This is a genomic window from Acinetobacter sp. 161(2023) (assembly GCF_037027805.1).
GTDB lineage: Bacteria > Pseudomonadota > Gammaproteobacteria > Pseudomonadales > Moraxellaceae > Acinetobacter.
In genome coordinates this window covers 1-19,777 of the sequence record NZ_JAZEYD010000021.1, presented here as the reverse complement: position 1 = coordinate 19,777, position 19,777 = coordinate 1, and the positions used below count along the sequence as shown (strand labels likewise).

The 19,777-nt window shown below is 37.8% G+C and carries 13 protein-coding genes, 1 tRNA gene and 2 pseudogenes; 12 read left to right on the top strand and 4 right to left on the bottom strand.

The window, feature by feature from the left end; translation table 11 throughout:
• Positions 1–18: 18 nt before the first annotated feature.
• Positions 19–2,637, bottom strand: coding sequence for a Lon protease family protein (locus tag WA249_RS17420; protein WP_336170577.1), 2,619 nt, complete (start codon positions 2,635–2,637; stop codon positions 19–21).
• Between the two features lie 165 nt (positions 2,638–2,802).
• Between WA249_RS17420 and WA249_RS17415 the strand changes: the two genes are divergently transcribed.
• From WA249_RS17415 to rpmE, 4 genes are all read left to right on the top strand, one after another.
• On the top strand, positions 2,803–4,989 hold the full coding sequence (locus WA249_RS17415; RefSeq protein ID WP_336170576.1) for an AmpG family muropeptide MFS transporter: 2,187 nt from the start codon (positions 2,803–2,805) through the stop codon (positions 4,987–4,989).
• Between the two features lie 2 nt (positions 4,990–4,991).
• Positions 4,992–5,393, top strand: a complete 402-nt coding sequence (gene gloA / locus WA249_RS17410; RefSeq protein ID WP_336170575.1) for a lactoylglutathione lyase — start codon at positions 4,992–4,994, stop codon at positions 5,391–5,393.
• A 134-nt stretch (positions 5,394–5,527) separates the two neighbouring features.
• Positions 5,528–6,499, top strand: a complete 972-nt coding sequence (locus WA249_RS17405) for a bile acid:sodium symporter family protein (protein ID WP_336170574.1) — start codon at positions 5,528–5,530, stop codon at positions 6,497–6,499.
• Positions 6,500–6,693: 194 nt separating this feature from the next.
• Positions 6,694–6,918 (top strand): 50S ribosomal protein L31, encoded by a 225-nt coding sequence (gene rpmE / locus WA249_RS17400; RefSeq protein ID WP_016137464.1) that lies wholly within the window; start codon positions 6,694–6,696, stop codon positions 6,916–6,918.
• Between the two features lie 63 nt (positions 6,919–6,981).
• On the opposite strand, the gene WA249_RS17395 is transcribed toward rpmE, so the two are convergent.
• Genes WA249_RS17395 through epmB form a run of 3 tightly spaced genes read right to left on the bottom strand, consistent with a single transcriptional unit; the run spans position 6,982 to position 11,867 of the window.
• Positions 6,982–9,093 carry an EAL domain-containing protein gene (locus tag WA249_RS17395; RefSeq protein WP_336170570.1) on the bottom strand — a complete coding sequence of 704 codons (2,112 nt, stop codon included), beginning with the start codon at positions 9,091–9,093 and terminating at the stop codon, positions 6,982–6,984.
• A complete protein-coding gene (locus WA249_RS17390) occupies positions 9,090–10,835 on the bottom strand; it encodes a GTPase (RefSeq protein ID WP_336170625.1) in 1,746 nt (581 codons plus the stop codon). Before WA249_RS17390 ends, WA249_RS17395 begins: the two co-directional genes overlap by 4 nt.
• Positions 10,836–10,850: 15 nt before the next feature.
• Positions 10,851–11,867 (bottom strand): EF-P beta-lysylation protein EpmB, encoded by a 1,017-nt coding sequence (gene epmB / locus WA249_RS17385; protein WP_336170568.1) that lies wholly within the window; start codon positions 11,865–11,867, stop codon positions 10,851–10,853.
• A 73-nt stretch (positions 11,868–11,940) separates the two neighbouring features.
• Here epmB and efp point away from each other — a divergent pair, with 73 nt between their 5' ends.
• The 8 genes and pseudogenes from efp to WA249_RS17345 form a co-directional block, all read left to right on the top strand.
• A complete protein-coding gene (gene efp / locus WA249_RS17380) occupies positions 11,941–12,510 on the top strand; it encodes an elongation factor P (RefSeq protein ID WP_004643557.1) in 570 nt (189 codons plus the stop codon).
• Positions 12,511–12,674: 164 nt separating this feature from the next.
• On the top strand, positions 12,675–14,771 hold the full coding sequence (locus tag WA249_RS17375; RefSeq protein ID WP_336170566.1) for a carbon starvation CstA family protein: 2,097 nt from the start codon (positions 12,675–12,677) through the stop codon (positions 14,769–14,771).
• Positions 14,771–15,076, top strand: coding sequence for a YbdD/YjiX family protein (locus WA249_RS17370; protein WP_336170564.1), 306 nt, complete (start codon positions 14,771–14,773; stop codon positions 15,074–15,076). Before WA249_RS17375 ends, WA249_RS17370 begins: the two co-directional genes overlap by 1 nt.
• Positions 15,077–15,243: 167 nt before the next feature.
• Positions 15,244–15,320: transfer RNA gene (locus tag WA249_RS17365), tRNA-Val, on the top strand.
• A gap of 286 nt (positions 15,321–15,606) precedes the next feature.
• The gene (locus WA249_RS17360) at positions 15,607–17,487 is read left to right on the top strand and encodes a potassium transporter Kup (RefSeq protein ID WP_336170562.1); all 1,881 of its coding nucleotides are present in this window, start codon (positions 15,607–15,609) and stop codon (positions 17,485–17,487) included.
• 264 nt (positions 17,488–17,751) lie between these two features.
• A pseudogene (locus WA249_RS17355) lies at positions 17,752–18,570 on the top strand (hypothetical protein); the annotation flags it as partial.
• Positions 18,571–18,806: 236 nt separating this feature from the next.
• The gene (locus WA249_RS17350; protein WP_336170558.1) at positions 18,807–19,217 is read left to right on the top strand and encodes a hypothetical protein; all 411 of its coding nucleotides are present in this window, start codon (positions 18,807–18,809) and stop codon (positions 19,215–19,217) included.
• A gap of 187 nt (positions 19,218–19,404) precedes the next feature.
• A pseudogene (locus tag WA249_RS17345) lies at positions 19,405–19,777 on the top strand (DUF6714 family protein); the annotation flags it as partial.

Below are 19,777 nucleotides of genomic sequence, written 5' to 3'. Positions count from 1 at the left end.
TTTACAGGTCCTTTTTTATTATTTCTGTTTTAATGTGGCAACTTCTTCTGCATTTTCTTGTGACAGATCATTAGCAGTAAGTTCTTCATGCTTCTTAATTTTTTTCTTATTTTTCTTCTTCTTTTTTGGCTCTTCTTCAATTTCAGCACCATCTTCAATGGCTTGCCAATATTCAAGTTGTTCCATCACTGCCGCATAAATTGAATTTTTGCTGTATTTACCCTTTTTATCGAGTGTACCGACCGGACGAGCCATTAAAATTTCAAGTGCCTGATCAATCGTATCAATCGCATGGATATGGAATTGACCGCTGCGAACAGCATCAATAACATCTTGACGTAACATTAAATGCTGCATGTTTTGACGAGGAATAATGACACCTTGCTTACCTGTCAGACCTTGCAATTTACATGCATCATAAAAGCCTTCAATTTTTGCATTTACACCACCAATTGGCTGAACTTGTCCTAACTGGTTCATAGAGCCGGTAATTGCCCATGATTGATCAATTGGTATTTGGCTAATCGCAGAAATTAATGCTGAAAGCTCAGCAACAGTGGCACTATCACCATCGACTTGACCATAACTCTGTTCAAATGCAAGCGCAGCAGAGAAGTGCAAAATCTGTTCACGGCCAAAGTGAGCTTTCAAGAAGCTAGACATGAGCAACACGCCCTTAGCATGAAGTGAACCACCCAGTTCTACACTACGTTCAATATCAAGAATATCACCACCACCTTGATAAACAGATGCTGTTAAACGTGAAGGTAAACCAAACTCAACATCCGCATAATGAATGACGGAGAGGGCATTGATCTGACCTAAACGGTATCCTGACGTTTCGATTAATTGTGTACCACGTGAAAGATCTTGCCAGTAAAGCTCCCTTAAATAGCCTAAGCGGTATTGACGATGTTGTAGAGCAAGGTTGATATGCTGTTCAGTGACGATCTTATCTTCACCTTTAAACGCATGGTGGTGCGCTTCTCGGATGAGATCACCTAGAGTAGAGGCATGTAATGATAACGAGCTCTGATCTTCAGCTTGGCGGCTAGAATCAGTTAATAAAGCTGCTAAAGCACTACGATCAAATGGTAATAATTTATCAGCTTGTACATAGTCAGCAATCAACTGCATATAAGCTTGTTCATTTGTTTCATTGCGTTGAAGAGTATCAGTAAAATCTGCACGAATTTTAAAAACACTGCCAAGTTCCGGCTCAACTTCTAAAATTTCATAATAAATTTCAGGTTCCGCCATTAATATCACTTTAATGTCGAGCGGAATTGCAGCTGGTTCAATCGAAATACTGCCTGTTAAAGTCAGCATATGTTCGAGTGAAGACAATCTAAGCTGCCCAGATTTAAGCGCGCGTTTTAAACCTTGCCAAGCATAAGGCTGTTCGAGTAACTGCTCAGCTTCAAGCATTAAAAAGCCGCCATTGGCTTGATGCAATGAACCCGGACGGATCAAAGTGAAATCTGTGATAATTGTGCCGTTATGGGTGAGCTGTTCAACATGACCCAATAAATTATAGTGTGTTGGAAAGTCTTCAAAAATAACAGGAGCGCCGCTATTTGGTTTATTTGCAACAATGACATTGGCTTGATAACGTGCAGGAACACGATTGAACATTGATGGAGCATAATCATCTTCATCTTGTTCTAAAATCAGTTCTACATTATCAATAATATCTTGCGCATATTGTTTTAAGTAATCTTCGAGTCCTTTAACTTGACCATATTTATTTAAAATAAGATCCATTCTTGGCATAACGACTTGCGTTGCAATATCTCGATTTAACACAGACACTTTGTCACGTGCAACGTCTTCTAAATCACCTAAATGTAGACCAAGGCGATCCAGCTTTTTATCCATATAGCGAATATTGGCAGCAATTTCCGCGCGTTGTTTACTATTTAAAGCGTCAATATCTGTTTGGGTAAGTTCTTGAATTTGATCGTCTTTGACTTGTATAGGCACAAAGCCGTGTTTTTCATTACGCGAAATAAGTTTTAAATCGAGTTCTTCGCCTTCTTTGGTCAGTTCAACAAGCGCTTGCTGTTGTACATCACCTGTTTCCTGACGGATGCGCTCAATACGGTTGTGATAAGTCTCTGCACTAAAACGGCGTTCAAGTTGTTTTAAAATAATTTGCCAAGTTTGCTCATGTGCTTGTTGAAACTTAGTCCCTTGACCTGCTGGGAAACGTAGGGCAATAGGTTGACGTGCTTGTTTGAAATTATAGACATACACCCAGTCATCAGGCGTTGGCATTGTTTTGGCGTGCTGCTGTAACAAACGTTTGATCATCGTACGTTTGCCTAAACCAGCAGTTCCTACTGCAAAAATGTTATAGCCTGAGTAGGGCAAAGAAATTCCTGCCTCTACAGATGCTTTGGCACGATCTTGACCTAAAAAATTATTAAGAGGTTTGATGCGTTTTGTCGAAGCTGGAATTTTTTCAAAATCTGGGATATGTGTAAGTTGTTCAGGTTTTAAAACTGTCTTATCTAAGGTCATTTTTATATCAGGTTTCTCAAAAGCTGAAGGAAATGCATTTACTGTGACGTTTGTGGTGTTTGTTTTAGCGAGTGATAAAGTTGAAATAGTCACTTGATCAAGTTTTTGTGTCACTGTTGATATCCAGCAAAAGAAAACGAAGTTTGAAGCCTAAAGGTATACAGGTTTAGCATAAAATATCAAGCAAACTTGCGGTTTTTATCGCCAAACCCAAAATGTTTGCATAAAGAATCTTGAAAGCAATTGTAAGAAGAGTTTGAATAGGCACATTTATAATTTATGGAAAATAAAAAACGAATGACCACACAAGCTTCGGGTTGGGTCTCGGCTTTTAAAGCATTTTTAGATCGCCGTGCATTAATTATGCTATTTCTTGGTTTTTCTGCCGGAATTCCAATTTTATTAATTTTCTCTAGTCTTTCTTTATGGCTTGGAGAGGCGGGTATCGATAAAAGTGCAGTCACTTTCTTCAGTTGGGCAGCTTTGGGATATTCCTTTAAGTTTGTTTGGGCTCCTTTAATTGATGAGTTACCAGTACCAGTTTTGACCAAGGTTTTAGGTCGAAGACGTGCTTGGTTGCTTATCGCGCAGTGTTTAATCGTGCTTGCAATTTGTACGATGGCTTTTGCTGACCCATCTTTGGGTCATAGTTACCTCGTTCAAATGGCGGCAGGTGCAGTATTGCTTGGCTTTTCAGCTGCAACGCAAGATATTGTAATTGATGCTTACCGTATTGAATTAGCTGAAACAGAAATGCAAACCGTGTTGGCATCTACTTATAATGCGGGTTACCGTATTGGTATGATTGTAGCGGGTGCTGGTGCATTATTCTTAGCAGCACATTTAGGAACCGCAAAAGGTAATTATATTTACGAGGCTTGGAAAACGACCTATTTAACAATGGCAGCCGTTATGTCAGTAGGTATTGTTACAACTCTGCTTGTTCGTGAACCTAAAGTTAATCGAGTATATAAAAACTATAAAACCACAGATTATTACCGTTTGGTTTTAGTGTTTTTTATAGCGGTCATCTCATTTGTTATAACTTATATTTACTCAGGCCAAATTACTGAGGCAATTTCAAAAGCTGGCAATATTCACGATAGTGCAAGTTTGTTTGGTTTAGAAGCTTTAAGATTTTTAACAGCCACAGCTTGTGCCATTTTTATGGGTTATTTACTGGTTAAATTTGGCTTGGTTAACCAACAAATGGCTAAAGAGACATGGATTGCACCGATTTTAGATTTCTTTAAACGTTATGGTGTCAAACTTGCTTTAGTCTTATTACTTTTGATTGGTTTCTTCCGTATTTCAGACATTATTGCTGGCGTTATTTCAAATGTCTTTTATCAAGATTTAAACTTTAGTAAAGAAGAAATTGCTGAAGCTGTAAAAGTTTACGGTGTTATTTTTAGCTTGGTTGGCGGCTTCTTAGGTGGCTTATTAGCGCAGCGCATGAACATTATGAAACTCATGTTTGTGGGTGCTGTATTGGCAAGCTCTACTAATCTCATTTTTATTGGTTTAGTAAAATCCGGAAAACCGCTTGATATGGTTGATGTTCAAGTTGGCGATAATCATTATAAAGTTAAGCCAGATGAAGTAGGGTATTGGAAGCTTAAAGTCCCAAGTTCTACTTTTAATAGCACAAAACAAATTGATGTAAAAGCTGCTTATGCTGCACAAGATACTGTGCCATCTGTAATCCGTACTCAGCCATTACTCACCACTGAATTAGCTAAATCACCTCTACAAATTTTACCTTTAATGGGAAGTGACCAAATTACTGCTAAATCTTCTGAAGGAAGTATTGTGGTTCGTGGTCAATATTTTGGAAAAGCTTTATCGCCTACTCAAAAGATTGTGGTGACTCTTGATGGGCAAAATTTTGATGCAAAAATGACAGATCAAAAAGGCGTGTTTAATACTGCAATTGATATGCAGAAACTATTGTCATCACCAAGTAAGCAACTTACTGCTTCGGTTGTTGAAGGAAATCAAAAAGTATTATCGATTTCTCACCCCTATGAAGTAGCTTCAAATTCTGCACCAAAAGCTGAATTGGATGTAAACATTGAACCTCTACCATACATTGATACTCAATCAGGTAAAGAAGTTGAGATGAGTGGTAAAGTCATCAAACCTTATAGTTCACTATGGCTTTACTGCGCGATTGTTCTTGATAACTTGGCTTCAGGTTTAGCTGGTGCGGCATTTATTGCATTCCTTTCGAGTTTAACGAGTGTTTCATTCACAGCTGTTCAATATGCAATCTTTAGTTCACTCATGACACTCACACCAAAACTTTTGGGTGGATATTCAGGTACCATAGTGAGTAATATTGGATACCCAAACTTCTTTTTGATGACTACATTGATCGGGATTCCAATCTTAATTTTAGTGGTTTGGGTTGGAAAACTACTCAAAGATCATCAAACACATGAAACAGAAAAGGCAGGTGAATAAACATGCGAATGCTTCATACAATGTTGCGAGTAGGCAATTTAGAACAATCTTTAAAGTTCTATACCGAAGTATTAGGAATGAAGTTACTTCGTAAGCGTGATTATGAAGAAGGGCGTTTTACACTGGCATTTGTTGGTTATGGTGATGAAGAAACCAATACGGTGCTTGAACTTACTCATAACTGGGATACATCAAGTTATGAGTTAGGCAATGCGTATGGCCATATTGCCATTGGCGTTGACGATGCCTATAAAGCGTGTGAAGAAATTAAAGCGCGTGGTGGCAAAGTTGTGCGTGAAGCTGGCCCAATGAAGAGTGGTGTTACGGTTATTGCCTTTGTTGAAGATCCAGATGGCTACAAAATCGAACTCATTCAACAAGATGCTAATGCCAAAAATAACTAAATAAATGACTTAAGGACTTTAAGATTTAGGTCTTAAAAGCCTAGCTTTATTTTTAGAGCCCAGTATGATGAATAGCTGACCGAATGGTCAATTTATCAGCTGGGTTTTTTATTTATCTAAAATAATCATAGGATGTGGCTATGTTGAAGTTATTGGCACTTGATCGATTTACAGTTTTGTTAGTTGGAATGGTACTGCTAGCAACATTTTTTCCAGTCACTGGTCAAGCAGCGCAATATTTCAATACACTGACCACAGTCGCGATTGCAATCTTATTTTTTTTGCATGGGGCGAAGTTGTCTCGTGAGGCTGTAATCGAAGGCGTTTTGCATTGGAAAATGCATTTACTAGTATTCGCATTTACTTTTTTTGTTTTTCCAGTGATTGGTTTGTTAGCTAAGCCAATTCTGTTACCGCTATTAGGTCAGCAGCTTTACTGGGGTTTTTTGTTTATGTGCTTTTTACCCTCTACAGTTCAATCTTCTATTGCATTTACATCAGTTGCAAAAGGGAACGTGGCAGGAGCGGTCTGTAGTGCATCTTTTTCAAATTTGATTGGTATGTTTATTACACCCGTGTTGGTGAGCTTTTTTATTTTAGGCCAAAGCCAACATGGGTTCGATCCAACGGCTTCAATTATACAAATTACGTTGTTGTTGTTAGTGCCATTTATTTTAGGGCAAATATTACGTCCTTATATTTTTCCTTATATGGCAAAAGTTCCAAGTATTGTTAAAGCATTTGATCAAGGCTCAATTTTGATGGTGGTGTATGGTGCATTCAGTGGGGCAGTGGTCGCAGGGCTTTGGCATCAGGTGAACTGGAAAACCTTACTTATTTTAGTGGTGGCTTGTTCAGTTCTTTTAACCATCATTATGCTATTAGCACTTTATTTACCGCGTGCTTTGGGATTTAACCGGGCAGATCAAGTTACGGTTTTCTTTTGCAGCTCAAAAAAGACATTGGCAAGTGGTGTGCCGATGGCGCAAATCTTATTTATTGGCCAGCCTTTAGGCATGATTGTGTTACCTATTATGATCTTTCACCAAATCCAATTAATGGTTTGCGGGGTCATTGCAAATTACTGGGCTAAATCTAAAGATTAATTCGCAAATAAAAATTATTTGACGTATAATCTTGTCCACTTGTTGTGCTTAGCTCTAACCCTAGGGGTTTCGGTGAGCCAAAAGAATGGTCTGTTGTGGTGTTGATCTGCTCATTTTGAGCTTTCCTCGATTTATATTGAGAGTGATCAATTGCGATAACAGCTTAAGCCTTTCTAAATTAGGAGTAATCGACGATGCGCGCCGATATTCACCCAAAATATGCAACATTAGTAGCAACTTGTTCTTGCGGTAACGTAATCGAAACTCGTTCTGCTTTAGGTAAAGACACTATCTACCTTGACGTATGTTCAGCTTGCCACCCTTTCTACACTGGTAAGCAAAAGAATGTAGACACTGGTGGTCGTATCGACAAATTCAAACAACGTTTTTCTGGTATGTCTCGCACTATCAAGCGTTAATACTGAAAAACGAAACAAAAAACGGGCTTTATGCCCGTTTTTTGTTTATGAACGACAAGACCATTATTGGTCTTGTACGTCTGTTAAGCGATCAAGTTTTTTCTGGAAATAGCGACCTTGTAAGAAACGTGCTTCCACATTCCAAGCGTTCGCAAATAAGTTCATATCATTAAGATCTGCAAGTAAAATCCCCACAGGTTTTACAGTCAAATAATTCAGAATTTTTTCCTGTAATTGTGATAAGCCAGCGTCTGAGTTTAATAGCTCTGTCTTCTTCGATTGCAATTTTAAATATTGAACATCAAGTTGTTGTAATATTGATTCACTATACATAGAAGATGTGAAATCTCGAATTGAAATTTCTGCGCCGTGTTGACGTAGACGGGCTATGAGCTGCTGCGCAATTGCAAGGTGTGGCTGAATCGCTTGCTCTGAAAATTGTAAAATCAACGGGCTTTCTTGCTTACTACCAATAATGGTGAGTAATTTCGAAATAAGCTCAGGGGCTGATTTATCTTTGAGTAAGATATCAATATTCAAGTTAATAATCAGCTTAGCTTTCGGGTACTGCGTAATGAAATTATGTAACTGCTTGCAAGCTTCGACCAAAATCCAACGGTCTAATTGAATAGAAAGTTCGCTATCATCTCTTAATGCGACTAAATCATTTAAATCATGCCACTGTTCATCTGCAATAAAACCGCTAGTCACTTCATAGTTATGGGTTTCTTGATCATGCTTATCATAGATCTGCTGATATTTTAAATGAATTTCACCCCGTGCTAGCTGTTGCTTTAATTGCTGCAATAGCGGTGACTGCACAGGAGCATCAACCTGTTGAAGGCTTAAATCAAGTGACAGAGAAGAGCTGGTAGGTTCAGAAGAGATAATATCGATGGTTGGCACTAACTCAATTTCTGACTTTGCCTTAGGTAGCTCTTGCTGATTTGTTTGATCAATAAGCTTTGCAAAGTTAGTTTCATTTAACTGTTCAGTAATTTGGGCATAACTCAGTTTGAATTGTACTGAGTAATTAAGTTCATCAATCGTTAATAAATGCTCTTTTTGCAAACTTTGCAGACTAGCCAATTGGGAGTGAAGGACTGTACTGTTTTCGGCTTGCAAGACCCCAAGATATGCTCCAAGTTCAAGATTGAAAATCGGCATTTGAGCCTGTTCTTTCAGGAAACTTTGCAGCTGATTAAAATATTGCCCAGGCGTTTGCCAATTTAGTTGAAACACACGTTCTGGACACTGACTTAATCTAAATAAAACCAATGCATTCGCTTGAGCAGGGTGTGTTGATAGCTGTCGATTAATCTGTTGCCACGGTGTAATTGTCCCGTAACTCTTTTCAGAAAAAACTGTATTTGCAGGTGTTTGTAAATCCATTTGATAGTCAATGGTTAACTGTACGGCGTCTTCTTCCTGACTAGGAATAAATTCAAGTTTTAAAGCATTATTACCTGAAATTGCTGCGTGCTGACTCTGAATTTCAAAACGCGCCTGATCAAATTGGCCTAATGAAATCTTCTTAAATCTTTGTTTAAAAATATTTAAATCATTGGGTTGTAAAACATCTAAGATGGGCAGGCCAATAATCTCTTCTTCTTGCTTAAAGCCAAAAAGGTTAAGGTATTCTGTATTTGCCTTAACGTGCATGCCTTCTTGAAAGAGGGCAACTGCTTTATGGCTGTTATTGACTAACGTTTGTGTATGAGAGTGAATAGTCTCTAGTTCATTTATCAGACGTTGCTCGGTTTGCAATAAGTGACTATACGACAAGGTCCGAATAAGCGTGATATAAAAATAATCTAAAGGTTCTAATGGAACTACATCATAAATACCTTTATGAATATACGCCTGATATTGCTGAGGTTGATAATCTTCTGGTTGCAATAATAAAACAGGTAAATGTGGCTGCTCAGATGCTTGAATAAGGGAGAGAGTTTGTTCAATTTTTAGGTCATAAGCACGACCAAAAATAATAGCATCCCAAGGCGTATTTAACTGTTTTTCGAAACTTTTTAGATCATCAAGTAGTAAAGCGTGGACTTGATAATTATTCCCCAATAATAAATTTAAAATCTGGTTATAACGTAGCTGGTTGTCATCAATAATGAGTAAACGTGTTTCAGTACGTTTTAACTTTTTAGATAATAAAGAGTTTCTCACTTTAGTGCTTCCCATAAATCTTGACTGCTAGAGTTGCTATTCTTTTTCATCATGAACTGATCAAGCAGATTTTGTTGCTGCTCATTCAAAAGTTCGAAATGAAATTGAATAAAACTTTGAGTAATGAGTTGTGCTTTGAGTAGATACACTTTGATTTCTTCTGTCCCCAATCGTAAATGAATTGTTTGTTGCTCTCTAAAAATTTGTGACCCCGGTAAAATCAACGTATTTTGTATTTCTTCTAGATTTTGTGTTTGTAGTAATAGTGCAGGATGATAATTGCGTGTATGACGCTCAGCTTGAATATGTACTGCGCAAGGGAACATCGCCTGTGACAAAATCTCTAGACCTAACTCTAGAGATTTTTCTGTCGACTGTTTAATCCAGCGGATTACGCCACCACGCCATTGTCCATGCAAGGTTTCTTTAACTAAAATATATTCACCGGTTCTTAGATTTTTCGGTGCTTCCCCAGACCATTTAATACGATATCCATTTACACTAATATCGAGAACAGTCGTTTGATAAATGGTTTTAGTTTCACGACTTAAGCGTTGATAGGATGACGTTTGTTGTTCTTTTTTCTCTAAATTGGATAAAACTTTAGACTCACTTTGTAAGTTGTAGTTATTGTTAAGTTGTAGCGTTTCTTCAAAGTTTTTTGCTTTCGATAGATAGAAATGAGCAGTACTTAAACCGAAACAAATTTGTAGCTCTGCATTATATTCATAACGTTCATGGCGACGTTGAGCCGTTGTACCTAAAATTGTTTGAACATGAAACTTTAAAGCTGGGCTTAAATAAAACTTTTCATTCTTGGAAATGTATTGTGCATTTTTGTGCATGGTTGCAGTGACATGCTCAAGTAAAGCCTGTGTGCCTATAAAAATGCTTGGGCTAAAGTTAGAGCTGCGTTTGGTGTTGTAAACCGGCGGATGGTCTTTATTTGGGTCGACCACATATTTGGTTAAAGCTGTATCTTTCGGCAAAATATGAATCATTCTTGCCCAGTCAAAACTACATTGGAATAAAGCCTGAATTTCTGACTGGCGAATCTGATTTGTATTTAAAATATCGAGCAAAATCAGCTGAGCATACGCTTGGGTAATATTTGCGAGAGGGTGATGTACGCCCTGAATATGGTTAATGTTTACCAGATGATATTTATGTTGAACTGCGGTTTCATAGAGTTGATGTGCAATTAACCATTGCCCTTTGACCGGTTCACTATAGAGCATGTGCTGCTGATATAAGAGATTGGTTAATTGTTGTAGGGCATGGAAAGTTGATAAAGTACGCGCCGTTTGCAAATTCTTTTTTTGTTTATAGGCAAATAGAGAAAACTTTTGATGCTGTAATTGCTCATGGCTATTTTGCGCAATATTTAAATAAATACTGGCGAAATAGCAACGCAGCAACATTGCTAACTCAATAATATGCTCATTACGATCTGTACTAATAACACCCTGATTGAAAAAGTTTTTTTCTAGACTTGCAAGAACGTTATTAATAGTGGGATGAAGCGTTTGTATAAGATCAAAACGTAAGGTTTCGCTACATTTTAATTCATTGAGCTCTAAAATAGCGGTGAACAATGCTTTTGACGTATCGCCGAGTTGCATAATAGAAAGGGTAGTGACCCATTCATTAAGATCTTTAATATTGGCTTCACAAAAGCTTAACCGTTCACGAGTGAGCTCGGTTTGATTGTGAAAAATGTCTGATAGTGCATTATTCATCATCACTTATTATATAACTCAAAATGTTGTTGCCCCAAAAAGCGGTGTTTTATTCTTTTCGCCCGCAATTTCCCTGACGAGTTTAGGAACCAAATACCCCGGTAGGTTCGCTAACACATCACGATATATATCATCTATCTCAGATGGTATTAAATCAAAATGTTGCGCACCTTTTACTTTATCTAAAACATGTAAGTAATAAGGCATAACGCGAGCTTCAAATAAACGATAACTTAAATCAATTAATATTTGTGCAGAATCATTAACACCTTTAAGCAATACTGCCTGATTAAGTACAGTAATGTGCTCGGCAGATAACTGCAACAATTTTGAACAGGTAAAGTCATCGAGTTCAGAAGCGTGGTTTGAGTGTACCACCAGAATAATACGCAGCCTACTGTTTTTTAATAAAGAAATCAGCTCTTCGTCGATCCGGTTTGGAATAACAATTGGAACTCGTGAATGAATTCTCAGAATCTTAATTTGTTTGAGAGATGATAAACGTTCTAGCCAAAGTGCTAATTTACGGTTAGAAAGCGTAAGGGGATCTCCACCACTCAAAATGATCTCATTAATATGAGGATTCGCTTCAATATAATTTTTAATATTTAGCCAGTCATCATTTTTCGGCAAATTTTCTTGATAGGGAAAATGACGACGGAAACAATAACGGCAATGTACGGCACAAGCGCCCGTCAAAGTCAGTAAAAAGCGTGATTTATATTTATGTAATACGCCGGGTAATTGATTTGCTGCTTCTTCGCCCAAAGGGTCAGTTACAAATTCAGGATGTTCTTCGAGTTCTAAATGATGAGGTAAAACCTGTAACAAAAGCGGATCAAACGGGTCTTTAGCGTTCATTTTTCCGACGAACGCGCGAGGAACACGCAATTTAAACTGTTCAGAAGCCAGAATCGCACCTGATAATAGCTGATCGGTGGATAACTCGAGTAGGTTGAGCAACTCCGACGGATCAGTAATAAGGTCACTCAGTTGCGATTGCCAGTTTTGCTCTTGGTATAAATAGTTTATCATTTGACACGATTAAGATAATGCAAGAACGCATTATATCGCATAGTTGACTTGTTAAGTTTGGAGTGTGCCAGTCATGGCCAATTATTCTACAAATGATTTCAAGCCGGGCCTTAAGGTCATGCTTGACAGTAACCCATGTTCAATCATGGAAAATGAATACGTAAAGCCAGGTAAAGGTCAAGCGTTCAACCGCGTAAAATTACGTAACCTTAGAACTGGTAAAGTTTTAGAAAAAACTTTTAAGTCTGGCGATACTGTAGAAGCTGCTGACATCGTAGAAGTAGAAATGGACTACTTATACAATGATGGCGAACTTTGGAACTTCATGGATCCTGTAACTTTTGAGCAAATCGCTGCAGACAAAACTGCAATGGGCGATGCAGCTAAATGGTTAAAAGATGATTCAAATGAAAAATGTACTATTATGTTGTTCAACGGCGTGCCTTTAACTGTAAGTGCGCCGAACTTCGTAGTATTAAAAATTGTTGAAACTGATCCAGGTGTACGCGGTGATACATCTGGCGGTGGCGGTAAACCAGCTAAGCTTGAAACAGGTGCGGTTGTTCGTGTTCCGTTATTTGTTCAGCAAGAAGATAGCGTTCGTGTAGATACTCGTACTGGCGATTATTTAGAGCGTGCATAATAGTTAAAAAATAAACTATTATCGAAGGGATGATGTAAATCATCCCTTTTTTTATGCGAAAGTATAAGAGGAAAAAAATTAAAGGAGGAGTACAGTCACAAGGATTTGATAGAACAGTACATAACAATATAAAAATGCTGTAGTTATTTATTGAGAGGTTAAGAATGGACACAATGCAAGCGAAATCTACGCTTCCCTCCAAGCTGGTCTGGAGCCTAGTGGCAATTATAGGTGCGATTTCTTTTGGGATGCTGGCACTCAGTCGTGGTGAACATGTTAATGCGGTTTGGCTTGTACTTGCTGCAGCATGTGTATATAGCATCGCATATCGATTTTATAGTCTATTTATTGCAACTAAAGTATTTGAATTAAACCCAAGACGTTTAACCCCAGCACATCGTTTAGCCGATGGTCTGGATTATGTTCCCACCAACAAATATGTACTTTTTGGTCACCACTTTGCGGCAATTGCAGGAGCGGGGCCGTTAGTCGGGCCAATTTTGGCTGCACAAATGGGCTTTTTACCTGGAACGCTCTGGCTACTGGTCGGTGTGGTTGTCGCGGGGGCAGTACAAGACTTTTTAGTTTTATTTATTTCAACGCGTCGAGACGGTCGTTCGCTTGGTGAAATGGCAAAACAGGAACTGGGTTCTTTTGCTGGTATCGTTGTAATGCTTGGTGCGCTTGGGGTAATGATTATTATCCTTGCCGTATTGGCTTTAGTTGTGGTTAAAGCACTTGCCCATAGTCCATGGGGTGTTTTTACTATTGCAGCGACTATTCCAATCGCATTATTTATGGGCGTTTACATGCGGTTTATTCGCCCGGGACGTATTGCTGAAGTTTCTATTATTGGCTTCGTCTTAATGATGCTTGCCATTGTCTATGGTGGACACGTTGCAGCAGATCCTTATTGGGGTGAGTTTTTTACCTTAACTGGAACACAGCTCACATGGTGTTTAATCATTTATGGATTTATCGCCTCAGTATTACCTGTCTGGTTACTGTTAGCACCACGTGATTACCTATCAACGTTCCTTAAAATTGGTGTCATTCTCGGTTTAGCAGTCGGTATTATCATTGCATTACCTGAATTGAAAATGCCAGCAGTGACTCATTTTATTGATGGTACTGGTCCTGTTTTCTCAGGCAGTTTATTTCCATTCTTATTTATTACCATTGCCTGTGGTGCTATTTCTGGTTTCCATGCGCTTGTATCGAGTGGAACCACACCAAAACTCATCGATAACGAAGCTGATATTCGTGTAATTGGCTACGGCGGTATGCTCATGGAATCTTTCGTCGGTATCATGGCGATGATCTGTGCAACTGTCTTAGACCCAGGCGTGTACTTTGCAATTAATGCACCTGCGGCTGTACTTGGTACAACTGTAGAATCAGCGGCAGAAGCTGTACGTAATTTAGGATTTGTTGTTACCCCTGAAATGTTAACTGTGTTGGCACAGGAAGTCGGAGAATCTTCGATTTTATCGCGTACGGGTGGTGCGCCTACCTTTGCGATTGGTATGGCACATATCATTTCGGAAATTTTCAATAGCCGTTCAATGATGGCGTTCTGGTATCACTTTGCTATTTTATTTGAAGCATTGTTTATTTTAACTGCTGTAGATGCGGGTACTCGTGCTTGTCGTTTCATGGTGCAAGACACAGTTGGTATTGTTATTCCTGCGGTTAAAACTTCTGGTTCATTTATTGGTAATTTGGTCGGAACAGCCGTTGCGGTAGGTGGATGGGGCTTCTTCGTCTATCAAGGTGTGATTGATCCATTAGGTGGTGTTAACTCCTTATGGCCTTTATTTGGTGTTGGTAACCAAATGTTGGCTTCAATGGCTCTCATTTTGGGTACAGTCATTTTGTTTAAAATGAAAAAAGAAAAATATGTATGGGTGACGATCATCCCAACAATTTTCTTATTCGTGACCTGTATGACTGCGGGTTGGCAAAAGATTTTCCACGAAAATCCTAAGATTGGTTTCTTAGCGCAAGCACATAAATTCTCTGATGCGATTGCTCGTGGTGAAATTCTTAAACCAGCCAAAACTATTGCTGAGATGCAAAACATTGTGATGTCTAATCAGATTAATGCTGCACTTTGTGGCTTCTTTATGATTGTATCGATTGTCATGATTATTGCTTCAATTGGTATTGTACGCCGTGCTTTAGCAAGTCCGACACCGACTGTAAATGAATCCCCAGCTGTATATGCTGATCCTGAAGTGGTCACCACACGAGGAGAGTAATGATGAATTTTAAATTTGCAAAAAATGGAACTGTCATTATTGCGAAAATCATCAAAATGACAGTGCTCTCGCAAAAAGAGCTATTGCTGTCTCCAAAGAACTGGTCGCGTATTGCAACCTTGTGGCAGCGTTTGCAGCAAAGCTTTCGCTTGATGGTTGGAGTTCCAGATTATCAGACTTATTTGGAGCACATGAAAGCTCATCATCCTGATTTAACACCTATGGATGCAAAGACTTTCTATCGTTATTGTGTCGATGCGCGTTATCCAACGGCAGGCGGTACTTTAAAGAAATGTCCTTGTTAAGTTGAGCTTTATATTCAGCTAAACAAAACGGTATGTGGTTAAACCATGTACCGTTTTACTTTTTGGAAAATGAAAAAGAGTTTGCTCAAAGTCTGCTCATTTGTATTTTTTTCAATGGCAAATCACTTGTTTTGCTTTTGAAAAATGAATATTATGCTTTCCATTCTAGGTGTATAGCTCAGTTGGTTAGAGCGCTACGTTGACATCGTAGAGGTCTCCAGTTCGAGTCTGGATATACCTACCAAGATTTAAAGTCATTTAAACTCAAATAGCTTTATATGACTGAAAAAGCCCTAAACTCTAATGGTTTAGGGCTTTTTTATTGGTTTATATAACCATATTTGAATAGATAGATTTTTTCTTTGGAGCACCTATTAGCATGAGGTAAACACCTCTGGTCCCCTTATTATACGAAGTAATATCTTATTGATTATTAATGCTCTTGATTTTTGTATTTTGATCAATGATAGTGAGCTATAGGTGTTAGTGCTTCTATATAAGAATAATATTTTCATATCAAGGAGATATGGATGAGTTCACATGAGATTGGTCGTCAAAAAATGTCAGCAATGACATTGGGTGCTTTAGGTGTGGTTTTTGGGGATATTGGTACTAGTCCACTTTACGCCTTTACCCAATGTTTTCATACATCACATAATGTTCCTATAAATGAGGCGAATGTTCTAGGCATTTTATCATTGATTTTTTGGGCACTGATGCTTGTGGTTTCCTTGAAATTTAGTATGTTAATTATGCGTGCTGATAATCATGGTGAAGGGGGCATCTTAGCATTATTAGCTCTTAATATGCACAATAAGCAAATTGGGCCTAAAGTGCGCTTTGGGTTAATTACGATTGGTTTGTTTGGTGCTTCATTATTTTTCGGTGATGGCATTATTACCCCAGCTATTTCAGTATTGTCAGCGGTAGAGGGATTGTCGGTAGCAACCCCTATTTTTACACCGTATGTGATACCAATTACGATTGTGATTCTAATTGGATTATTTATGATTCAGAAAAAGGGAACTGGATCAGTAGGCCGTTTTTTTGGACCTATCATGCTACTGTGGTTTTTCTCAATAGGTTTTATTGGCCTATCTCACATTATCAAGAACCCTTTTATCTTGAATATGCTTAATCCGTATTGGGCTCTTCCTTTCATTGAAAATAACCCCGTGACTGCATTTGTAGTTATGGGAGCAGTTGTATTGACGATTACAGGTGGAGAGGCTTTATATGCGGATATGGGCCATTTTGGTCGTAAGCCAATTCAATTAGCTTGGTTTTTTGTTGCGTTACCATGCTTGGTATTAAACTATGCAGGACAAGGGGCATTGATTCTGCAAAACCCGCAGGCCATCGAGAATACTTTTTTTATGATGGTGCCTAAAATAGCATTATATCCTATGATTGCTTTAGCAACTGCTGCGACAGTGATTGCCTCTCAGGCAGTTATTTCAGGTGTGTTTTCTATGGCACGTCAAGCTATCCAATTAGGTTATTTACCACGTTTTGCGATTGACCATACCTCTGAATCTGAAATTGGTCAGATTTATATACCAGCATTGAACTGGATGTTGCTTGGTATGATTATTAGTTTAGTGCTTATGTTTCAATCTAGCGCTAATCTAGCTTCGGCTTATGGTATTGCAGTAACTTTGACTATGTTTTGCGATACGATTCTAGTTGCTTTCATCATGTATCACTTATGGAAATGGCCATCGTGGGTCATGTTGTTAATTGCGATACCTTTGCTAATACCAGATCTCCTCTTTATTGCTTCAACTTCACTAAAAATTGTAGATGGCGGCTGGTTCCCATTATTGATGGGTGCAATCACTTTTATAATTATGACGACATGGCGCCGTGGACGTGAATTACTACTGAGCAAGTTACAAAGTGACACTATGCCATTAGATTTATTTATTAAGAGCTTGGAGTCTAGTGCTTATATGGTGAGTGGAACGGCTGTATTTATGACAAGTAGTCCAAAAGTTGTTCCTCATGCTTTATTACATAATTTAAAACATAATAAAATACTTCATGAACGTAATATTTTGATCACCATGAATACTCGTGACATTCCATATGTAGATGAATCGGAACGTATTGATGTCGAAGTATTAGATAAGCATTTTTTACGTGTTAGTGCTTATTATGGATTTAAAGAGCAGCCAAATGCACCTCAAGCATTAGAGCAGGCTTTAACGAAGTTGAATCAACCATATAACATTATGGATACAAGCTTTTTTGTATCACGTGAACGTGTAATTCATACCGTAGGTGATGGCATTGTTCCATGGCGTGAAAAACTGTTCATTTCTATGCAACTAAATACGAGTCCTGCTAGTGATTTCTTCCAGATACCAGCTAACCGAGTGGTGGAAATGGGGAGCCAAGTAGAGATTTAGAGATGCCTTGATTGATTTTATATGTGCGGAAATAAGAGGCTTTTTAAAGGCTTAAATTTAGAAGATTTAGGCCCTTTTTTATGCCTGTTTTCTTCATTTATATTTGGCAGAATTGGTAATCCAAACTCGATTATTAGTCGTTCTTTGACTGAGAATACAACCACAAGAAGAGATCTATGATTTAAAGCCAATTAGAGAGCTTTATTTTTTATATAGTTTTTTGTCAAAAAGTAAAATAAAATATTTGAAAATAAGGGTAAATAAATGAAAAAACTATTTTTATTAGCAATATTGTTGGGGTTGTCGGGGTGTGGGGATAATAACCAGAATGATACGTCTCCATCTGATACACAGACGACACAATTACAAACAACAGATTTAGCAGTACCAATAACATCTAATTACAAGTTAGCAGCTTCGTCACTAATGATGAGTCCAGCAATATCACCTTTAAGTGGTTGGTCAATTACTAATTCAACTGTCATGGGCGCATCGACATTAATTGATGCTGTTAAAGACTCTAGAGTTTCTGCAGCATTAATAACACCAAATACTTTACAGGTAGCCAAAGTATTACGTGGTGGAATTGGTGGAATTGCTTTAAGCATTGCAGTAGAGCAGTTGTTAGGGGCTGTTGATTGGGTTATGGATCCTGATAATTATCAGATCAGATATAAGCAAAAGTTAGAATCAAAATATATCTACACTCCATCTTCATGGGGTAATGGAACTTATTTTCAGACACCATTAGCTGCATGTGAGTATTCATTATCTATAATACAGAAATGGAGACCTGATATCGGTTTCTCTAGTGTTAGTGCTGATGATGTTAATTGTCTTTACGTATCACCTTATGGCATAGATAAATCTTTTTATGTTAAAGAAGTAAATCCTGATTATAACCCGGATGTTGAAAACACACTTTCGCTAGAAGCTGTCGCAGAACAAGTCATTTCCAACGCAGATGCTGGTAGTTTGGATGCACAGGTTGCAACTAATGCTGCAACGCAAAATATTTTAAATGATGCTGTTCAGGCTGAACCTATTGTTCAAGAGCTGGAGAATAATGTTACTGAAAAATGTGATCCGAATACTAACCCTAACTGTAGAAAGGAATGTGATCCTCCTGCAGGTGTAAAATTCAATAAAGTAACACATTATGAAAGACATGGTAGAAACCCTGATATAAATGTCGGATCTCATGGTTGTATGGCTAAAACAGGTAGCCCAATTCACTGGCATTATGATGTAAATAATCAATTACCTGATGGTCGTTGTATTGTCAAAGCTCATAACTTTGGTGGATGTGGAGTTGCGCTATGATCAGTAAGTTTGATAACGTTTTAGGCGTATTACATGATGCAAGACTTTATGGGTTTTTATTAGATTCTAATCCAAAGACATTTAACTTAAATGTGCTTCTGTATATTCATATTTTTTCAAATTTTGAATCAGGAAAATATTTCCTTGAGAAGGGATTAGTTACCTTTGAAAATTCAGTTATTAATAGATTTACTATTACTGATGATTTGAGTTCTGGGCAATTCTACATAACTGATTATGATATTGAGGATTTAAATAATAACAGGTTTAAGTTTACATTCTTCTTTAATAATCCTTCTATGGAACTTGTTTTAAGTGCAAGAAGCATAAAAATTACAAGAGCTGGATTCCATAAAGAAAATGATGAACAATTTTTACCAACGAATTGGATCAAATTATTAGATTAATGGGTATTTATCAGAAGATTAGTATTTGAAAAAAGCTGCCAACAGGCAGCTTTTTGTCGGAAGGAAAGTTATGTACAAGATCGTTTTAATAACATATAAGCCCTTTTTTTATACCTGTTTTTCGCATTCTATATTTGATAAAGTTGAAAATTTTGGAAAAATTTATCTGGGGATTCTAGGACAATAAATGAATATCGATACTTTAAAGAAGCAAATAGAACAAGAGTATAAGGGTGTTACTTTAGGGGATAACTATACTCTTGCCGAAGAAGATTATGCGGATACCAGTTATTGGTATTTTGATAAACAACATCCAGACTCTCATTTAACAGCAGAGGAATGGGCGAGTCAGGAGCTTGGTTTTTTTGAAACATGTGGGTGGCTTGCAGCAGATCAGGAAGAGGCTATTCAAGCAATCAAAGAAAAAAAGAAGATGGTTAATAGATTTAGCAACCCTTTAGAAATACCTTCATTATATCTAAATATGCACTTTACAGGTTTCAGTTACTTAGCTCCTCAAGCATATTTATTTTATACTCCTGCGATTATGAAGCACTATT